At 34.7% G+C, this 15,654-nt stretch carries 12 protein-coding genes and 3 pseudogenes; all 15 read right to left on the reverse strand.

The genetic code is table 11. From position 1 onward, the window contains the following. Window positions 1-48 precede the first annotated feature (48 nt). A pseudogene (locus tag CAT7_RS02250) lies at window positions 49-568 on the reverse strand (phosphate ABC transporter ATP-binding protein); the annotation flags it as partial. Beyond that, a complete protein-coding gene (pstA, locus tag CAT7_RS02255) occupies window positions 568-1,383 on the reverse strand; it encodes a phosphate ABC transporter permease PstA (protein WP_029277397.1) in 816 nt (271 codons plus the stop codon). The pseudogene CAT7_RS02250 and the gene pstA, both read right to left, overlap by 1 nt. Before the next feature lie 2 nt (window positions 1,384-1,385). Then, window positions 1,386-2,246, reverse strand: coding sequence for a phosphate ABC transporter permease subunit PstC (pstC, locus tag CAT7_RS02260; RefSeq protein ID WP_007721571.1), 861 nt, complete (start codon window positions 2,244-2,246; stop codon window positions 1,386-1,388). A gap of 239 nt (window positions 2,247-2,485) precedes the next feature. Then, the gene (locus CAT7_RS02265) at window positions 2,486-3,388 is read right to left on the reverse strand and encodes a substrate-binding domain-containing protein (RefSeq protein WP_007721573.1); all 903 of its coding nucleotides are present in this window, start codon (window positions 3,386-3,388) and stop codon (window positions 2,486-2,488) included. 275 nt (window positions 3,389-3,663) lie between these two features. After that, on the reverse strand, window positions 3,664-4,923 hold the full coding sequence (gene pnpS, locus CAT7_RS02270) for a two-component system histidine kinase PnpS (RefSeq protein ID WP_007721574.1): 1,260 nt from the start codon (window positions 4,921-4,923) through the stop codon (window positions 3,664-3,666). An 11-nt stretch (window positions 4,924-4,934) separates the two neighbouring features. Next, window positions 4,935-5,438, reverse strand: a complete 504-nt coding sequence (locus tag CAT7_RS12500; protein WP_007721575.1) for a sensor histidine kinase — start codon at window positions 5,436-5,438, stop codon at window positions 4,935-4,937. Beyond that, window positions 5,435-6,163 carry a response regulator transcription factor gene (locus tag CAT7_RS02280; RefSeq protein WP_007721576.1) on the reverse strand — a complete coding sequence of 243 codons (729 nt, stop codon included), beginning with the start codon at window positions 6,161-6,163 and terminating at the stop codon, window positions 5,435-5,437. Before CAT7_RS02280 ends, CAT7_RS12500 begins: the two co-directional genes overlap by 4 nt. 51 nt (window positions 6,164-6,214) lie before the next feature. Next, window positions 6,215-7,393 carry a PDZ domain-containing protein gene (locus CAT7_RS02285; RefSeq protein WP_007721577.1) on the reverse strand — a complete coding sequence of 393 codons (1,179 nt, stop codon included), beginning with the start codon at window positions 7,391-7,393 and terminating at the stop codon, window positions 6,215-6,217. A 414-nt stretch (window positions 7,394-7,807) separates the two neighbouring features. Further along, window positions 7,808-9,019, reverse strand: coding sequence for a C40 family peptidase (locus CAT7_RS02290; RefSeq protein ID WP_007721578.1), 1,212 nt, complete (start codon window positions 9,017-9,019; stop codon window positions 7,808-7,810). A gap of 57 nt (window positions 9,020-9,076) precedes the next feature. Further along, window positions 9,077-9,964: a permease-like cell division protein FtsX gene (ftsX, locus tag CAT7_RS02295; protein WP_007721580.1), complete on the reverse strand. Its 888-nt coding sequence runs from the start codon at window positions 9,962-9,964 to the stop codon at window positions 9,077-9,079. Beyond that, a complete protein-coding gene (gene ftsE, locus CAT7_RS02300; protein ID WP_007721581.1) occupies window positions 9,954-10,640 on the reverse strand; it encodes a cell division ATP-binding protein FtsE in 687 nt (228 codons plus the stop codon). The genes ftsX and ftsE overlap by 11 nt, the downstream gene beginning before the upstream one ends. A 366-nt stretch (window positions 10,641-11,006) precedes the next feature. Next, window positions 11,007-12,120, reverse strand: a protein-coding gene (gene prfB / locus CAT7_RS02305) for a peptide chain release factor 2 (protein WP_197050098.1) whose coding sequence is annotated in 2 segments (ribosomal slippage) — window positions 11,007-12,047 and window positions 12,049-12,120 — 1,113 coding nt in all. Because the reading frame shifts where the segments join, the coding sequence is not laid out codon by codon here. Window positions 12,121-12,225: 105 nt separating this feature from the next. Continuing rightward, window positions 12,226-12,303: pseudogene (locus tag CAT7_RS12665) on the reverse strand (SEC-C metal-binding domain-containing protein); the annotation flags it as partial. A 68-nt stretch (window positions 12,304-12,371) separates the two neighbouring features. Next, window positions 12,372-14,754: pseudogene (gene secA, locus CAT7_RS02310) on the reverse strand (preprotein translocase subunit SecA); the annotation flags it as partial. A gap of 287 nt (window positions 14,755-15,041) precedes the next feature. Further along, window positions 15,042-15,584, reverse strand: a complete 543-nt coding sequence (hpf, locus tag CAT7_RS02315) for a ribosome hibernation-promoting factor, HPF/YfiA family (protein WP_007721586.1) — start codon at window positions 15,582-15,584, stop codon at window positions 15,042-15,044. Window positions 15,585-15,654 lie beyond the last annotated feature (70 nt).

Below are 15,654 nucleotides of genomic sequence, written 5' to 3' on the forward strand. Positions count from 1 at the left end.
AAACTGTAACTAGCTCTTCGATTTAGCTGTGAGATAGGTCCAAAGCACTGTAGGCTCATCCATTAGTAAATCTCAGGTTCAACCGCTAAAGCACGTGCAATACAGATTCGTTGTTGCTGTCCGCCGGATAACGATAAGGCACTTTTTTCAGATCATTTTTCACTTCATCCCATATAGCTGCTCCGCGAAGACTTTTTTCAACTAATGCATCCAATGTATTTTTATCCTTAATACCATGTGTTCGTGGCCCATAAGCTATATTATCATAAATACTCATCGGAAACGGGTTTGGTTGTTGAAAAACCATACCAACTTTTTTGCGCAGCTCATTAACATCAAAATCTTTTTTATAGATATTATTTTCATCTAGTAAAATTTCACCTTCAATTTTACAGCCTTCAATTAGATCATTCATCCGGTTTAAACTTTTAATCAAGGTTGATTTGCCACAACCAGATGGCCCAATAAAAGCAGTAATTTGATTTTTAGGAATTTCTAAATTAACATTATGCAAAGCTTGAAATTCACCATAAAATAAATCCATATTTTTTATACTTAATTTACTCATTACTTTGTCCCCTTTGTCAGTCTATTACTCAAAAATGTTGACAACCCATTAATCATTAACACAACGACGATTAAAATGACCCCCGTTGCGTAGGATTCATTTACATGCATCCCTTCACTTGATAAGACGTACATATGCAACGCTAACGTTCTTCCTGAAGAAAACAGACTGTCTGGTAAGTTGGTCGAACTTCCGAGCGTGTACAATAACGCTGCTGTTTCACCTACAACTCGTCCACTTGCAAGAATCACACCAGATAAAATTCCTGGCATTGAAACTGGTAAAATAACTCTAAAAATCGTTCTTAATTTGCCAGCACCTAAAGCAAAACTAGCTTCTCTTAACGAATCATTTACCGCTAGTAATGCTTCTTCTGTTGAACGAATAATCAATGGTAAAACCATAATCACAGAAGTCAGTACTCCAGCTAAAACTGAATATTGAAAGTTCAAAAAGGTAACGAAAAATAACATTCCAAACAATCCATACACAATTGACGGTACTGCTGCTAAAGTGTCTGTTGCAATCCGCACAATTCCAACGACTTTATTGCCTTTTTTTGCATACTCTACTAAATAGAAACCTGTAAACACACCAATAGGAGTCGCAATCACTAACGTCATGCCTACCACGATCAAGGTTGTAATTAATGAAGGCATCAAAGATACATTATCTGTCGTATACTTCCAAGCGAACATATCAAGGTTAAGGTAAGGTATTCCTTTAATTAATATAAATCCGACAACATAAAAGAGTGACCCAAAAGTTATGGCTGCTGCTAAATAAATGAACCCTCTCGTTAATTTGCTGGCCATCATTATTTAGCCCCCTTTTTCTTAATAATCAAGAACGTCCCATTAATGATTAAGATGAATACAAATAGCACCACTGCCGTTGCAATGAGTGCCTCTCTATGCTCACCACTTGCATAAGCCATTTCCAGTACAATGTTTGTTGTCAAAGTACGAACGCCTAAAGTTAAACTTTCTGGCATAATGGGTTGATTTCCCGCAATTAAGACAACTGCCATCGTTTCTCCGATGGCACGTCCGATTCCTAAAATAACAGAAGAGACGATTCCAGACTTAGCAGCTGGTACAACAACTCTCATAACAGACCGTTCGTGTGTCGCTCCTAGGGCCATACTTCCTGTGTAATAACTTCTCGGAACAGCTCGGATAGATGATTCTGACAAGCCAATGATTGTTGGAAGTATCATGATTCCCAGTAAGATGATTGCTGTCAGCATATTCATTCCGGTACCGCCGACAAATTGTCGCATGATCGGAACAATCGCTTGCAATGCAAAGAATCCATAAACAATAGAAGGTATCGCGGCCATTAAGTTGACTGCCGGTTTCAAGATTTTATGCAACCATACCGGACAAAATTCAGCCATAAAAATAGAAGTTAAAATTCCTATAGGCACTCCAACGATAATAGCACCAAAGGTTACAGCTAAAGATCCCATGATCATTGGCAATATACCAAATGAGGCTGGTGTATTAGATGGTGACCATTTTTGGCCGAATAAAAATTCCGACAACCCATAATCAAGTATAAATGGAACGCCACCTGCAAAAATAAAAATACAGATTAAAATGATGGCTAAGACTGATGTCAATGCAGATACAAAAAAGACACCTTTCATAAATCCATCTAATTTTTTCGTTTTCATAGAGTTCTCCTTTAACATAAAACAGAATAAATCATTCATAAATACAGTTGTTTTCAATTGCATTTATGGATAATTGTAAATAATTTTTACCTACTTTTATCCCCATAAATGAAAACCAACCTATCTTTATTTTTATCTATCAACAGGTTGGATTCATTTGTCAATTTCCCAATTGACAAAAATTCAATTTATAAAAATACCCAGAACCATTCTGGGTATTTTTAGTTTATACCTAATGATTATTTAGCAATTTCGTCCCATGTTGTTACTTCACCTGTAAAAATTTGCTTAACTTGTTCCATTGTTAAATCTTCAATAGAGTTTTCAGTATTAACGATTACTGCAATACCGTCAATCGCAATCGGTTCAGCAGTCAAGACTTCTAATTCTTCGTCTTTTAGTTCACGAGAAGCCATTCCAATATCAGCTGATCCGTCCATTGCAGCTGTCATACCAGCCGAAGAACCATTTGATGTAACATCGATTGTGACATCTGGATTAAGTGCTGTATAACCTTCAACTAAAACTTCCATTACAGGTGTTACAGAAGTAGATCCGACAACACTTATTTTCCCTGACATACCATCAGTTGCTTCATATGCAGGAGCATCCGTTACAGCTTCAACATAACCTTCACCAACAACGATTTCTTGTCCTTCAGCACTCATGATGTAACTCCAGAAATCTTGTGCTACTTCGCTTAATTCTCCATTATGAGCAAGATTAAATGGACGAGCAATTGCATAGGAATTATCTTGAACAGTTTCAGCTGTTGCTTCTATTCCTTCAATATTCACGGCCTTAACACTATCATCTAATGAACCTAATGAAATATACCCAATTGATGTAGGATCTCCAGCAACGGTTGTCATAACACCGCTAGTACTATTTTGAATCGTTGCTGCAGAGTAAGTATTATCTGTTTCATTATCTCCGTCTTTTACTAGCACACCTGTAATTTCTGTAAATGCTCCACGAGTACCTGAACCGTCTTCTCTTGAAATAACATTGATTGTTTGAGAAGCATCAAATCCTCCTGCATCTTTTGATGAATCTGTTGAACCTGAATCAGCTCCACAAGCTGCTAATGTTAATCCTACGCCCATTGTTAAAGTCAGTTTTGATAGTTTTGTAATAGTCATATTTCCCATCCTTTTCAGTTATAATGTTGGACACTTTTACCCCTCGTCCACATAACCCATCTTACCCAATGAATATTAATTTTAGCCTCACTTCATGTAATGTTTTTGTTGATTTTTGTAAAGAGTGTTAAAATTTTGTAAATGCTTTACAGTCTATTTGCATACAAAAAAAACCTCAAGAAATTAATCCCAAGGTTTTTCGGCTTCAAACTATTTATTAGACAATCATTTTTAAATAGCAACTTCTCTTTCATTATTACTAGTAAACTCTGTCATCATTTCGGTTGAATAGGCAATTTGACAATAAAAGTGGTTCCTAATCCAAGCTTACTCTCAACCGTAATAAATCCATTCAAGTTTTCAACTAAATACTTAACAATGGATAAGCCTAGACCAGTTCCACCAGAATTACGACTACGGGCTTTGTCTACTCTATAAAAACGTTCAAAAATTCGATCTTGCTCGTCTTCAGGTATTCCTATTCCGTTATCTGAAACCTTGATAACAGCAAAATTATTTTCTTTTTTTATAGTGACTTCTACCTCGCCACTTTCTTGCGTATAAACAACTGCATTGTTGATTAGATTAGCTAATATTTGTTTTAAACGACTGCTGTCTCCAGTGATGAACAGATTATCTTCTTCGATTATATTCAACTTCATTTTTTTCTCATCTGCTTTTTGCTTAACCAATTGAAATGTTGATATAACAGCTTCAGTAAGATTAATTTCTTCTATTTTAAGTGGGACTTGTTTCTGTTCCAACTTGGACAACTCTAGGATATCATTCACCAAAAAATCTAATCGACTGCTTTCAGCTAACATAATTTCTAAAAATTGTTTTAGGACTTCTTTATCTTCCATAGCTCCATCTAACAACGTTTCTGAAAAACCTTTAAGAGCTGTAACTGGCGTTTTTAATTCATGGGAAGCATTCGTTACAAAGTCCGTTCGCACTTTTTCTAATCTTCTAATCTCTGTAATATCATAAAGAAGTACGATTAAATTTTGCTCCCCCGGTTCTTTTCCATCAATTGGGACAATATTTGCATCAACAATTTTATCTTTAGGATAATAAAAATATATTTCATCATTTTGTTGTTCATTTTTTTGATAAGCCATTTCAATCATGTGGCTTAAGCCATAACTTTTTGTTGCTTCTACGTATGAATTTCCGACCAATTGACTGACATCTTCGCCTAAAATAACGCTCATTGCTGGATTGACCATTTTTATAATGCGGTGTTCATCAATTAGCATAACTCCGATAACAAGATGATTAATCAGTTCATACAGTCGTTTATCATTTTGAACTAGCTCTAAGTTTTGTTCTTCTAAACTAGTCGCTAGATCATTGATTGTTTCACCCAAATCAGCCACTTCTCCATAAGCATTACCTGTGTATCTAACTTCATATCTTTTATCTGAAAGACTTTCAGCGACTTCCATAATATCATTGATGGGTTTTGCTATACGTTTAGTTATAATAAGCGTAATAAAGGTAGTTAGGATAAGTGCCAGTACACTAAAAATCAACAGAGATTTTTTTATCTGTTCGCTGATTTGATTATATCTGCAACTGGTCTAGCCAAACGTAAAACACCTAACAGTTCATCTTGTTTTCCGAATAATGGGACAGCGACATAATACAACGTTTCATTAGTACTTTTGCTTTTTCTAACAGAAGTTCCTATTTCGTCTCCTGCCAATACAGCTTTAAATTCTTCCCGATTGTTGTGATTTTCTAATACCTCTTTATTGGTTACAGAATCATAAACTACCACACCAGAAAGATCAATAACGGTTAATCTTTCTTCTGATTGCATATCCAGAGTGGCTAAACTAGTCGCTAAAGATGCTAGATTTGTTGTATTTTCAGTATCTAATTGAAGCATACTTGCAACTGTTTTCGCTTGCTTAATCAATGCTTCTTGTTGACTAGTACTAGCATATTCTTGCAATAAGTTCGTTGAGAAAATAACAATAGAAATACTAAAAATTGTAAATATCGCAATAAAGATGGCTAAAATTCGAAATTGGAGCTTTCTCATTTTTTTGGATCCTCAAACTTATAGCCGAAACCTCTAACCGTTCGAATATAAGTAGGATTTTTTGTATCAACTTCTATTTTTTCTCTTAAGTGACTAATATGCACATCCACTATCCGCGTTTCACCAGCGTAATCGAAATTCCATATAGCATCCAGCAACTGTTCTCTGCTCAAAATACGGTTAATTCGCTTAATCATATACATCAGTAATTCAAATTCTTTTGGTGTAACATCAACTTTTTCATCTCTAACAATTACTTCATACTGACTAGGATCAATTCGAATATCGCCTACTTGGACCAATTCAGCTTCTTCTTTTATAGTATCTTTAGTTTTTAAAGCTTCTTCTGCATTGCTTTTACTACTCATTCGTCTCATAATGGCTTTCATTCTAGCAAGTACTTCACGTGGACTAAATGGTTTTGTCATATAGTCATCTGCACCTAATTCGAGACCAATGATTTTTTCAAGTTCATCGTCTTTTGCTGTTAACATCATTATCGGTGCGTCAATTTTTTCTTGTCTCAACTTTTTACAAATATCCATACCACCCATTGATGGCAACATCAAATCTAAAATAATAAAATCATAAGCGTGTGCTAGTGCCATTTCATAACCTTCTAAGCCATCCAAAGCAGTATCTACATGGTAACCTTCTTTTTCTAGATTAAAAGCTAACAATGTTAAAATTGATTGTTCATCATCGACAATTAATACTTTTTTCATTTTTTATCCCGCCTATAAAAAAATTTTAATTTATAAGTTCCATAAACTAAATTACTTTGTTAAGATGACTACTCCGATTTCATGTGGAGAATCTGCATAGATCGCCGTTTCAGTTAACCGGAGTTCACCATCCACACCGCTAACTTTCAGATGGCAATAAACACTGTTTTTTGATAAAGCTTGATAAAAATCTGTTTCAGTTTCGATAGTAAGATTATTGCACTCAATAATAGTATCGCCAACCATTAAATTCATCTTTTCAGCTGGAGTATCTGGACGAATACCAATAATTTTTATTCCATTTTCAGCTGGTCCAAAAAGAACACTCCACTGTTTTTCGCGCTTACGGTGTCGGTACAGGGTGATTAGTCCACCGACAATCAATAAGACAAAACCCGCAACCAAAGCATACGGAACCCAGAAAGAGCTAATCACACTAATCAAAGCAATTCCTAATAAAATCATTAAATCTTTAGCAATTTTTGAAACTGCTTCTTTTGGAATCTGAGACTGTACTGTAAATTGCAGGCCCATTAACACGGGAAGCCAAAAGAAAGAGTACTGTTCATTTCCAATTGAAAAGACTGGCCACCAGCTAAAGAAAGCATGAAAGCTTTCGCCTGGAACAACTAATAGTAACGGCAATACCCAAAATGGTTTAATAGGGTATTTCGCAATTTTTTTCCCACGTTTTGTTTTTAAAAACCGTGCTGATAGGTGACGATCAGCGGTTCTCTTAATTGTAAAAATAGAGGTTGCTAATAAGAAAATAAGTATAATAAACACATTCATTAATAACGGTTTCCCATTGAACTCAGCTTGACTTAATGGGTGGTACCAAGTGCTAGGCATAAAAGAAAAATCACTACTGTTTAACATAAATGATAGTCCTATTAGCAGTAAAGAACTTATTGAAAATGTAAATAAAGGGTGAATAAATCGATAGCCAAAAATCAAACTCACGATTGCTACGATTTGATAGATTATAATCCAATCCATTGTAACCGGAACTCCTATAATGGTTAACAGAATAGATCCAACTACTCCAAAAAGAAGTCCTAATAGTAAATAATTTTTAATTTCGTACAATGTACTATAAATTGCTACCCTATGATTGCTTCTTTCATGATTGATTCTACGATAACTTGTCCAAATCGTAAAAACCAATCCAATGATAAATACGGGTTGAACAAAAAATAGCGCTAGTGCAATAAAAAAATTTGCAGCCATTTACATCTACTCCTTTTCTGCTTCTTTTCTATTTTATCAAACTAATTCAATATAATCACGGATATATCCGTTTCTAAATATAGTTTACATGATTTTTACACTTAAAACAGTTTCTAGCTTATATTTCTTCTATTATCTGAAAAAAGCCTCCATACTTTTTGTTGTAGATAGTTGAATTTAGTTCATGCTTAACATTCTGGAGTAATAGAATTATTTGTAGCCCTGTGTAGTATTCAAAGATCTTACGAGCAAATCCGGTTATTTCGAAAGAATTTTTAGAAGCATTCACACTATTTGACGAAGGGCCTAAAAAAAACGCAAAAAAAAAACCATTTGCTAACACCAAATTAGCAAATGGTTTTTAAATCGTTTTGGGGAAACGGTTAGAATAAATTAATTGTTACATAGAATTTTTTAGTTTACACGACCAAAACCAACTAGGTATTGAGCCCAGTAAGCTTGGCTAATTGTTGTAACAGCAACTCCAGTTGAAGATTGAGAGCCAATAAACTGATTGTTTCCAAGATAAATTCCCACATGATCAATGCTTCCTGTTTGATTAAAGAATACTAAATCTCCAGGTTGAGCTTCAGATTGTGAAATTTTAGTTGTAGCTGCGTATTGTGCACCAGCCGTACGAGGAAGATTGATTCCAGCTGCAGCAAATGCATATCTAGTAAAACCAGAACAATCAAATCCACTAGTAGTCGTTCCACCATAAAGATAAGGTGTTCCACTAACTCCATAGGCTGCACTTTTAATTGTTGCCCATGAACCAATTGGAGCTTTAGTTGTTGAAGCAGCATTTTCTGTTTCAACTGGTTTAGCTGTTACTTTTGAAGCAATATTAGTTGAAGTAGCAGAATCTTTCACTTCAGTACTCGTACTAATTGTTTCAACTTTTCCAGTTGTAGCAGTAGTTGTTTTAACAAGTGCCAATTCTTCTGCACCTTGTTCCGCAACAGCTTTAACAGCTAAGAACTTCTCTTTTTCACTTTCTAAACCAGCTTTTTCAGCAGCAATCGATGCAACTACTGCTTCTTTTTCTAATTTTTGTTGTTCCAAATCTGTTTTAGAAGCTTCCAATTTCGCAGCAACTACTGTTTGTTTTTCTATATTTGACTCGGTTTCTTTTTGTTTTGCAGCTACCGCTTTTTTGTCATTTGCTTGAGCTTCAACTAACTCTTGGTTTGCAGAAACAATTTGAGAAACAACATCAACGCGTCCAATAACATCAGCAAATGATTTAGCATTTATGACAAATTCCACATAATTTTGGCTATCTCCGTCTGTTTGTACAGAACGTGCTTGCTCATTTAATTTAGCTTCACGTTTCTCAATAGCTGCATTCAAATCAGAAATTTGCACTTTTAACTTTTGTAAGTTAGTTTGCGTTTCCTTCATTTCATTCATCAAAGATGATGCTTTGTTTTCATTATCAGTGATTGCAGTTGTAATAGCTGCTAATTGAGATTCAGCTGAAACTTCTTTATCTTTTAAATTCACCAATTTTTCTGTAGTTGTTTGGATATCTTTATCTGTACTTGCAAATGCTGTTATAGGTGCTATATAGGTTGTAAATCCTAATGCTGCAACTAAAGCTATGTTAATAAACTTTTTATTCAACTTTGTTATCCCCCGTTTTCCCAAATGATTTTAGTTTTTGATTTTTAGTTAAAGTTATTATACTTTTAAGAATTTTCTAATTGACATAAATGATCCAATCGCACCAATGATAATTCCGATTGCCAACATTAATCCTCCAACTTGGTATAAAAATGGATTTGGTGCTAATAATCCAAAATACGTACCTTTTAAGAAGTCTGTTCCTATACCATAAGCCGTTACATATACAAAACTTAGTATAGCTACTGGAATTATGGCACCAACAAGTCCAATTAAAGCTCCTTCAATTAAGAAAGGCCATCTAATATACCAATTTGTTGCACCGACTAATTTCATAATTTCAATCTCAGTACGACGTGAGAAGATCGTGATTCGAATCGTGTTCGAGATTAAAAATACAGCCGTTAAAATTAAAGCTACTATAACAACTGCTCCAATATTACGAACAGTATTCATTGTTTTAAATAAGCTGTCTGCTGTTGCTCCACCATAATTGACTTGAGTAACATACTCTAAATCTTCAATTTGTTTTGCAACTGGTGCTGTATTTTCTGGAACATCCGTATTGACAATAAAAACGTCATATAGAGGATTATCGTCTCCATCAAATAAATTAAATTCATCACCATAGCTTCCAACTACTTGTTTCAGTTCATCTTCACGACTTGAAAACTCAACAGAGTCTACATTCTCAAGTGTTTCTAATTCTGTCTGTAATTCTTTTTGCTGATCTTCATTTGCAGCTAGATCAATATAAACTCGAACACTTACATCATTTTCAATATCTGTAGCTAGTTTATTAACATTCATCAACATAGCAATAAATGTTCCTACTAGTAGGAGCGTTACTGTTACAGCACTTACTGCTGCTAGAGACATCCAGCCATTTCTTTTTAAACTTTTAAAGCTATCAATTATATGTCTCTTTACTGTTCTAGGCTTCATAACCGTAATCTCCTTCCAATTGATCTCGGACGATGCGTCCATTCTCAACCGCAAGAACACGGTGTTTAACAACATTAACGATTTGACTATTATGAGTAGCCATTATTACGGTTGTACCTTGATTGCTGATTTCTTCTAGAATTTTCATGATTTCCCATGAAGTATCTGGATCAAGATTTCCTGTAGGTTCATCTGCGATCAGAATGTGCGGTGTATTTGCAATCGCTCTTGCTATTGCAATTCGTTGTTGCTCACCACCTGATAATTCATTAGGAAACATACGCACTTTGTGTTTCAAACCGACTAGTTCGAGAACTTCTAATACTCTTTTTTGAATGGCTTTAGGGTTTTTTTCGACAACTTCCATCGCATACGCAATATTCTCATAAACTGTCAATTTAGGTAGTAATTTAAAATCTTGGAAAACTACTCCTACATAACGTCTTAAATATGGAATGTTTTTTTCTTTTATTGTCATTAAATCAAAATCACCGACTTTAATCGTTCCTTTAGTAGCTTTTTCTTCACGATAAATCATCTTAATAAAAGTTGATTTACCAGCACCACTAGGTCCGACAACATAAACAAATTCACCTGCTTCAATACGAACAGATAAACCGTTAATTGCTGTAATGCCATTAGGGTATTTCTTGTAGACATTTAGCATTTCAATCATTATTATCACCTAACTTTTATTAGTTTCTAAATCACAATTCAGGTGTTGCTTCTACCTCAATCGGTACTTTTCCTCAATGCTTAACTATTATAGCATTATAAAAAAATATGTCGGTTGTATTTTCTTTACAAATTCATTTCAATTCGTATTATATTTGTAATGTAACTGTTTTATCCTATCGCATTTTAGCATTTATCTTTATTTTCCCACTATTTTCTTTAAAAAAACCTAAATACAGGTTTCTGTCCCCAATCCACTCTAAAAAAAGCTACATTTTTGGGATTAGGTAGATTTCTTTTATTACAGACAAAAAAATCAAAATTCTGACAATTAGATTAAATATGTCGGAATTTTGACTTTTTTATTTTATTCTTCTAGGTCAGATACTTTACTTCTTAAATAGGCCTGTATAAACGGATCTATTCCACCATCCATAACTTGTGCAATGTTTCCCGTTTCATAATTTGTGCGGTGATCTTTCACCATTGAATAAGGATGAAAAACATATGATCTGATTTGAGAACCCCAACCAATTTCTAATTGTTCGCCTCTTATAGCAGCCATTTCTTTTTCTTGTTCTTCAACTTCAAGTTGGTAAAGTTTTGCTTTCAACATACTCATAGCTTGATCTCTATTTTTCAATTGTGAGCGCTGAGCTTGACTTGCCACTACCACGCCACTTGGAATATGCGTAATTCGAACAGCAGAATCGGTGGTATTGATATGCTGTCCACCTGCTCCAGTTGCTCTGTAAGTGTCTATTTTCAAATCATCTGAATTAATTTTAATGTCCACGCTGTCGTCTAATTCTGGAACAACATCGATAGAAACAAACGACGTATGTCTTCTTCCGGCAGAGTCAAAAGGTGAAATCCGTACTAAGCGATGAACCCCTTTTTCAGCTTTTAAATATCCATATGCGTTCATTCCTTTGATAAGCAACGTAACACTCTTGATACCTGCTTCATCACCAGATTGATAATTGAGCGTTTCAATTTTAAATCCTCTTTTTTCAGCCCATCTTGTGTACATACGAAGCAATAAGCTTCCCCAATCTTGTGATTCGGTTCCACCTGCTCCAGGATGAAGTTCAATAATCGCATTATTTTTATCATATGGGTCACTCAATAATAGATCTAGTTCATATTGATCTAACTTATCTAAGAAAGGACTGATTTTACTATTTAACTCTTTGGCTAATTCTTCATCATTCTCTTCTTTGACCATTTCAAGTAACAACTCTAAATCTTCTTTCTCGGTTACAAGGTCATTATATTGATTGTATTTTTCTTTCAACTCGTTTGCTTCATTAATAACAGTTTGAGCTTTTTGGGCATCTTCCCAAAAAGTTGGTTCCGTCATTCTATCATTGTATTCAGCAATGTCTCTTTCCAGATTCTCTAAGTCAAAGAGACCTCCCAAAACCATTTATTTTTTTATCTGCCGTTTCTAAATAATTTCTAATATCACTTAACTCCATTATTCCCACTCCAATTCAGAAAAACACGACTCTACTAGCAAATCGTGTTTTTCTTCTATCTATTTTAGTTGACTTGATTCTTAAAAAAATATTTACGGATGCTGCTTATTCAACATTTCCGTGGCAATTTTTATATTTTTTACCGCTACCACATGGACAAGGATCATTACGACCTATTTTTGAACTCTCTATTTTAATCGGTTTTTTGTGCGCTTCTTTCACTACTTGGCCATCACCCGTCGAACGTGCAGTCGTTCCTTTTGCAACTTGTTCTCTTTTTAAATTTTGACGAATTTGTGATTTCATGAGTAGACGTGTAACTTCATAATCAATAGAAGCAATCATTTCTTCAAATAATTTGAACCCTTCTGCTTGATACTCAACTAATGGATTGCTTTGTCCATAAGCACGAAGTCCAATTCCTTGACGCAATTGTTCCATCGTATCGATGTGTTCAGTCCATTTACTATCTACCACACGTAGAATAACAACTTTTTCAAATTCTAATACTTGCTCTTTACCATTTAATTGTTTTTCTTTTTCAGTATAGATAGATTGTGCTGCATCTAACAATACTGTTTCAATTTCTGCAACTGTTTTACCTTCTAAATCACTTAGAGCGATATCATCCGGATGAACTAATGCAGCTTGTGCAAAATCAAGTATGGTTTGTAATTTCCATTCTTCTTTTGTTCCTTGAGTATTAATTTGAACAATACGTGAAATGGTACGCTCGATCATTGGAACAGTCACATGTTTTAGTGACTCTTCAGCCATGATGACTTCAAGTCTTTGATTGTACATGATTTCGCGTTGTTCACGCATCACATCATCATATTGCAACACATTTTTACGTGTATCATAGTTATTTCCTTCAACACGTTTTTGAGCAGACTCTACTTGACGAGAAATCATTTTGCTTTGGATTACAGCGTCTTCTTCACTAACTTTTAAGCGTTCAAGAACAGCTTGAATACGTTCTGAACCGAATCGTTTCATCAGTTCATCTTCTAAAGAAAGATAGAATTGAGTCACACCAGGATCTCCCTGACGACCTGAACGTCCACGCAATTGATTGTCAATACGACGTGATTCATGACGTTCTGTACCAATGACACATAATCCGCCTACTTCACGAACACCTGCGCCTAATTTGATATCTGTTCCACGTCCAGCCATATTTGTTGCTATAGTAACGCCGCCTTTTTGGCCAGCATTAGTAATAATCTCAGCTTCTTTAAAATGATTTTTAGCATTTAAAACTTGATGTGGAATTTTATTTTTTCTTAACAACCCTGATATCAATTCAGAAGTTTCAACGGCAACCGTTCCAACTAGTACTGGCTGACCATTGGCATGGCGTTCTTTAATTTCTTCCACTACAGCATTGTACTTACTTTCCAATGTTGGGTAAAGCAAATCGGCTTTATCTTCACGAATAAGTGGTTTATTCGTTGGTATTGAAACAACATGGATATTGTAAATTTCACGGAATTCTTCTTCTTCCGTTTTTGCCGTACCTGTCATACCTGCTAATTTTTTATACATACGGAAATAGTTTTGGAACGTAATATTTGCCATAGTTTTTGATTCATTTTGAATCTCTACATTTTCTTTTGCTTCAATAGCTTGATGCAAGCCATCAGAATAGCGACGACCTTCCATAATTCGACCAGTAAATTGGTCAACAATCATTACTTTTCCTTCTTGGATAACGTAATCCACGTCATGATGCATAATAAAATTAGCTCTCAACGCTTGGTCAATATGGTGTGTCAAAGCTTGATTTTCAACATCATACAAATTATCAATTCTAAATGTTTTTTCAGCTTTTTCAATTCCATTTTCGGTTAAAGCAATTGTTTTAGAAGGAATATCAATTGTATAGTCGTCCTCTTCTTTTAATCCTTTAACAAAAAAGTCTGTTCGATTATAAAGAGCTGTAGATTTCTCTGCTTGACCTGAAATAATCAATGGTGTTCTAGCTTCATCAATTAAAATAGAGTCGACTTCATCGACAATAGCGTAATTTAATGGTCTTTGTACCATTTGTTCTTTATAGACAACCATGTTATCTCTAAGGTAATCAAATCCCAATTCATTATTCGTACTGTACATAACATCCGCTAAATAAGCTTCACGTTTTTCTTCTGAAGATTTTGAATTTAAGTTTAAGCCCACAGTTAAGCCTAACCATTCATACAACTCTCCCATTTCAGTAGCATCACGACTAGATAAATATTCATTTACCGTTACAACATGAACGCCTTCACCTGTTAATGCATTTAGATATACAGGCATTGTTGCCGTTAAAGTTTTACCTTCACCCGTTTTCATCTCTGGAATATTTCCACGATGTAGAGTAACTCCACCCATCAATTGCACATGATAAGGGTACAACCCTAATACGCGTTTAGCTGCTTCTCGTACAACTGCAAAAGCTTCAGGCAGCAAAGCGTCTAAGCTCTCTCCATCTTGGTATCTTTTTTTAAATTCCGGTGTTTTTGCTTTTAATCCATCATCCGGTAGATTTGCCATTTCATCCGCAAACTCTTCAACTTGCTTAGCTATTTTGCTTAGGCTTTTTAATTCTTTTTTATCATTTTCAATTAAGTTACGTAAAAAATTCGCCATCAGTCTTTCTCCCCTATATCTTTATCTATATTTCTGTTTATGTTAGTTACATTTCATTTACTGTTAGACAAGTTGACTTCAGCTTGACATTTGTACTGCATTTTTCTGACAAAAGTCTCTATTCTTGTTAATTCTATCATTACTGATTCACAATTGAAACCTTTTTATCTATATTAATCATCGCTTTGCAAGATGCTTTTTTACAAAGAATCAGAAAACAAAAAAACTTCAAAGCAAGAAAGAATATTCTCTCGCTTTGAAGTTTTTTAATTTTTCAGTACATTTAATTATTCTGTTTCAATTAAGCCGTATTTTCCATCTTTACGACGGTACACAATACTTGTTCCATTTGTATCTGCATCTTCAAAGATAAAGAAATTATGACCTAACATATCCATTTGTAGAACAGCTTCTTCACTATCCATAGGTTTCAATGATAGTCGTTTTGTTCTAACGATATTCACTTCATCTTCATGTGATTCTTGTTCTTCACCTGGTAAAACAGGAGGAACAACCACATTGGATCCGCGAGTTCTACGATTAATTTTAGTTTTATATTTGCGCATTTGTCGTTCAAGTTTATCTGAAACTAAATCCACACTTCCATATAAGTCAGGCGAGGTTTCTTCCGCACGTAAAACCAAGTAAGGTAAAGGAATAGTTACCTCCACTTTAGCAGTTTTATCGGAATACGTTTTCAAATTAACGTGGGCTGTTGCTTCAGGTACATCATTAAAATATTTCTCAACTTTCCCCACTTTTTTTTCAACATAGCTGCGAATAGCTGCAGTTACCTCAATATTTTCGCCACGGACATTATATTTAAACATAGACACTCTCCCCTTTCATCTGATTGTTTCTCAGAATCAGCTTCATCAGTTGGACCACTCAAATGATGAT

This window comes from Carnobacterium sp. AT7 (assembly GCF_000171855.1).
GTDB classification, from domain to species: Bacteria; Bacillota; Bacilli; order Lactobacillales; family Carnobacteriaceae; genus Carnobacterium_B; species Carnobacterium_B jeotgali.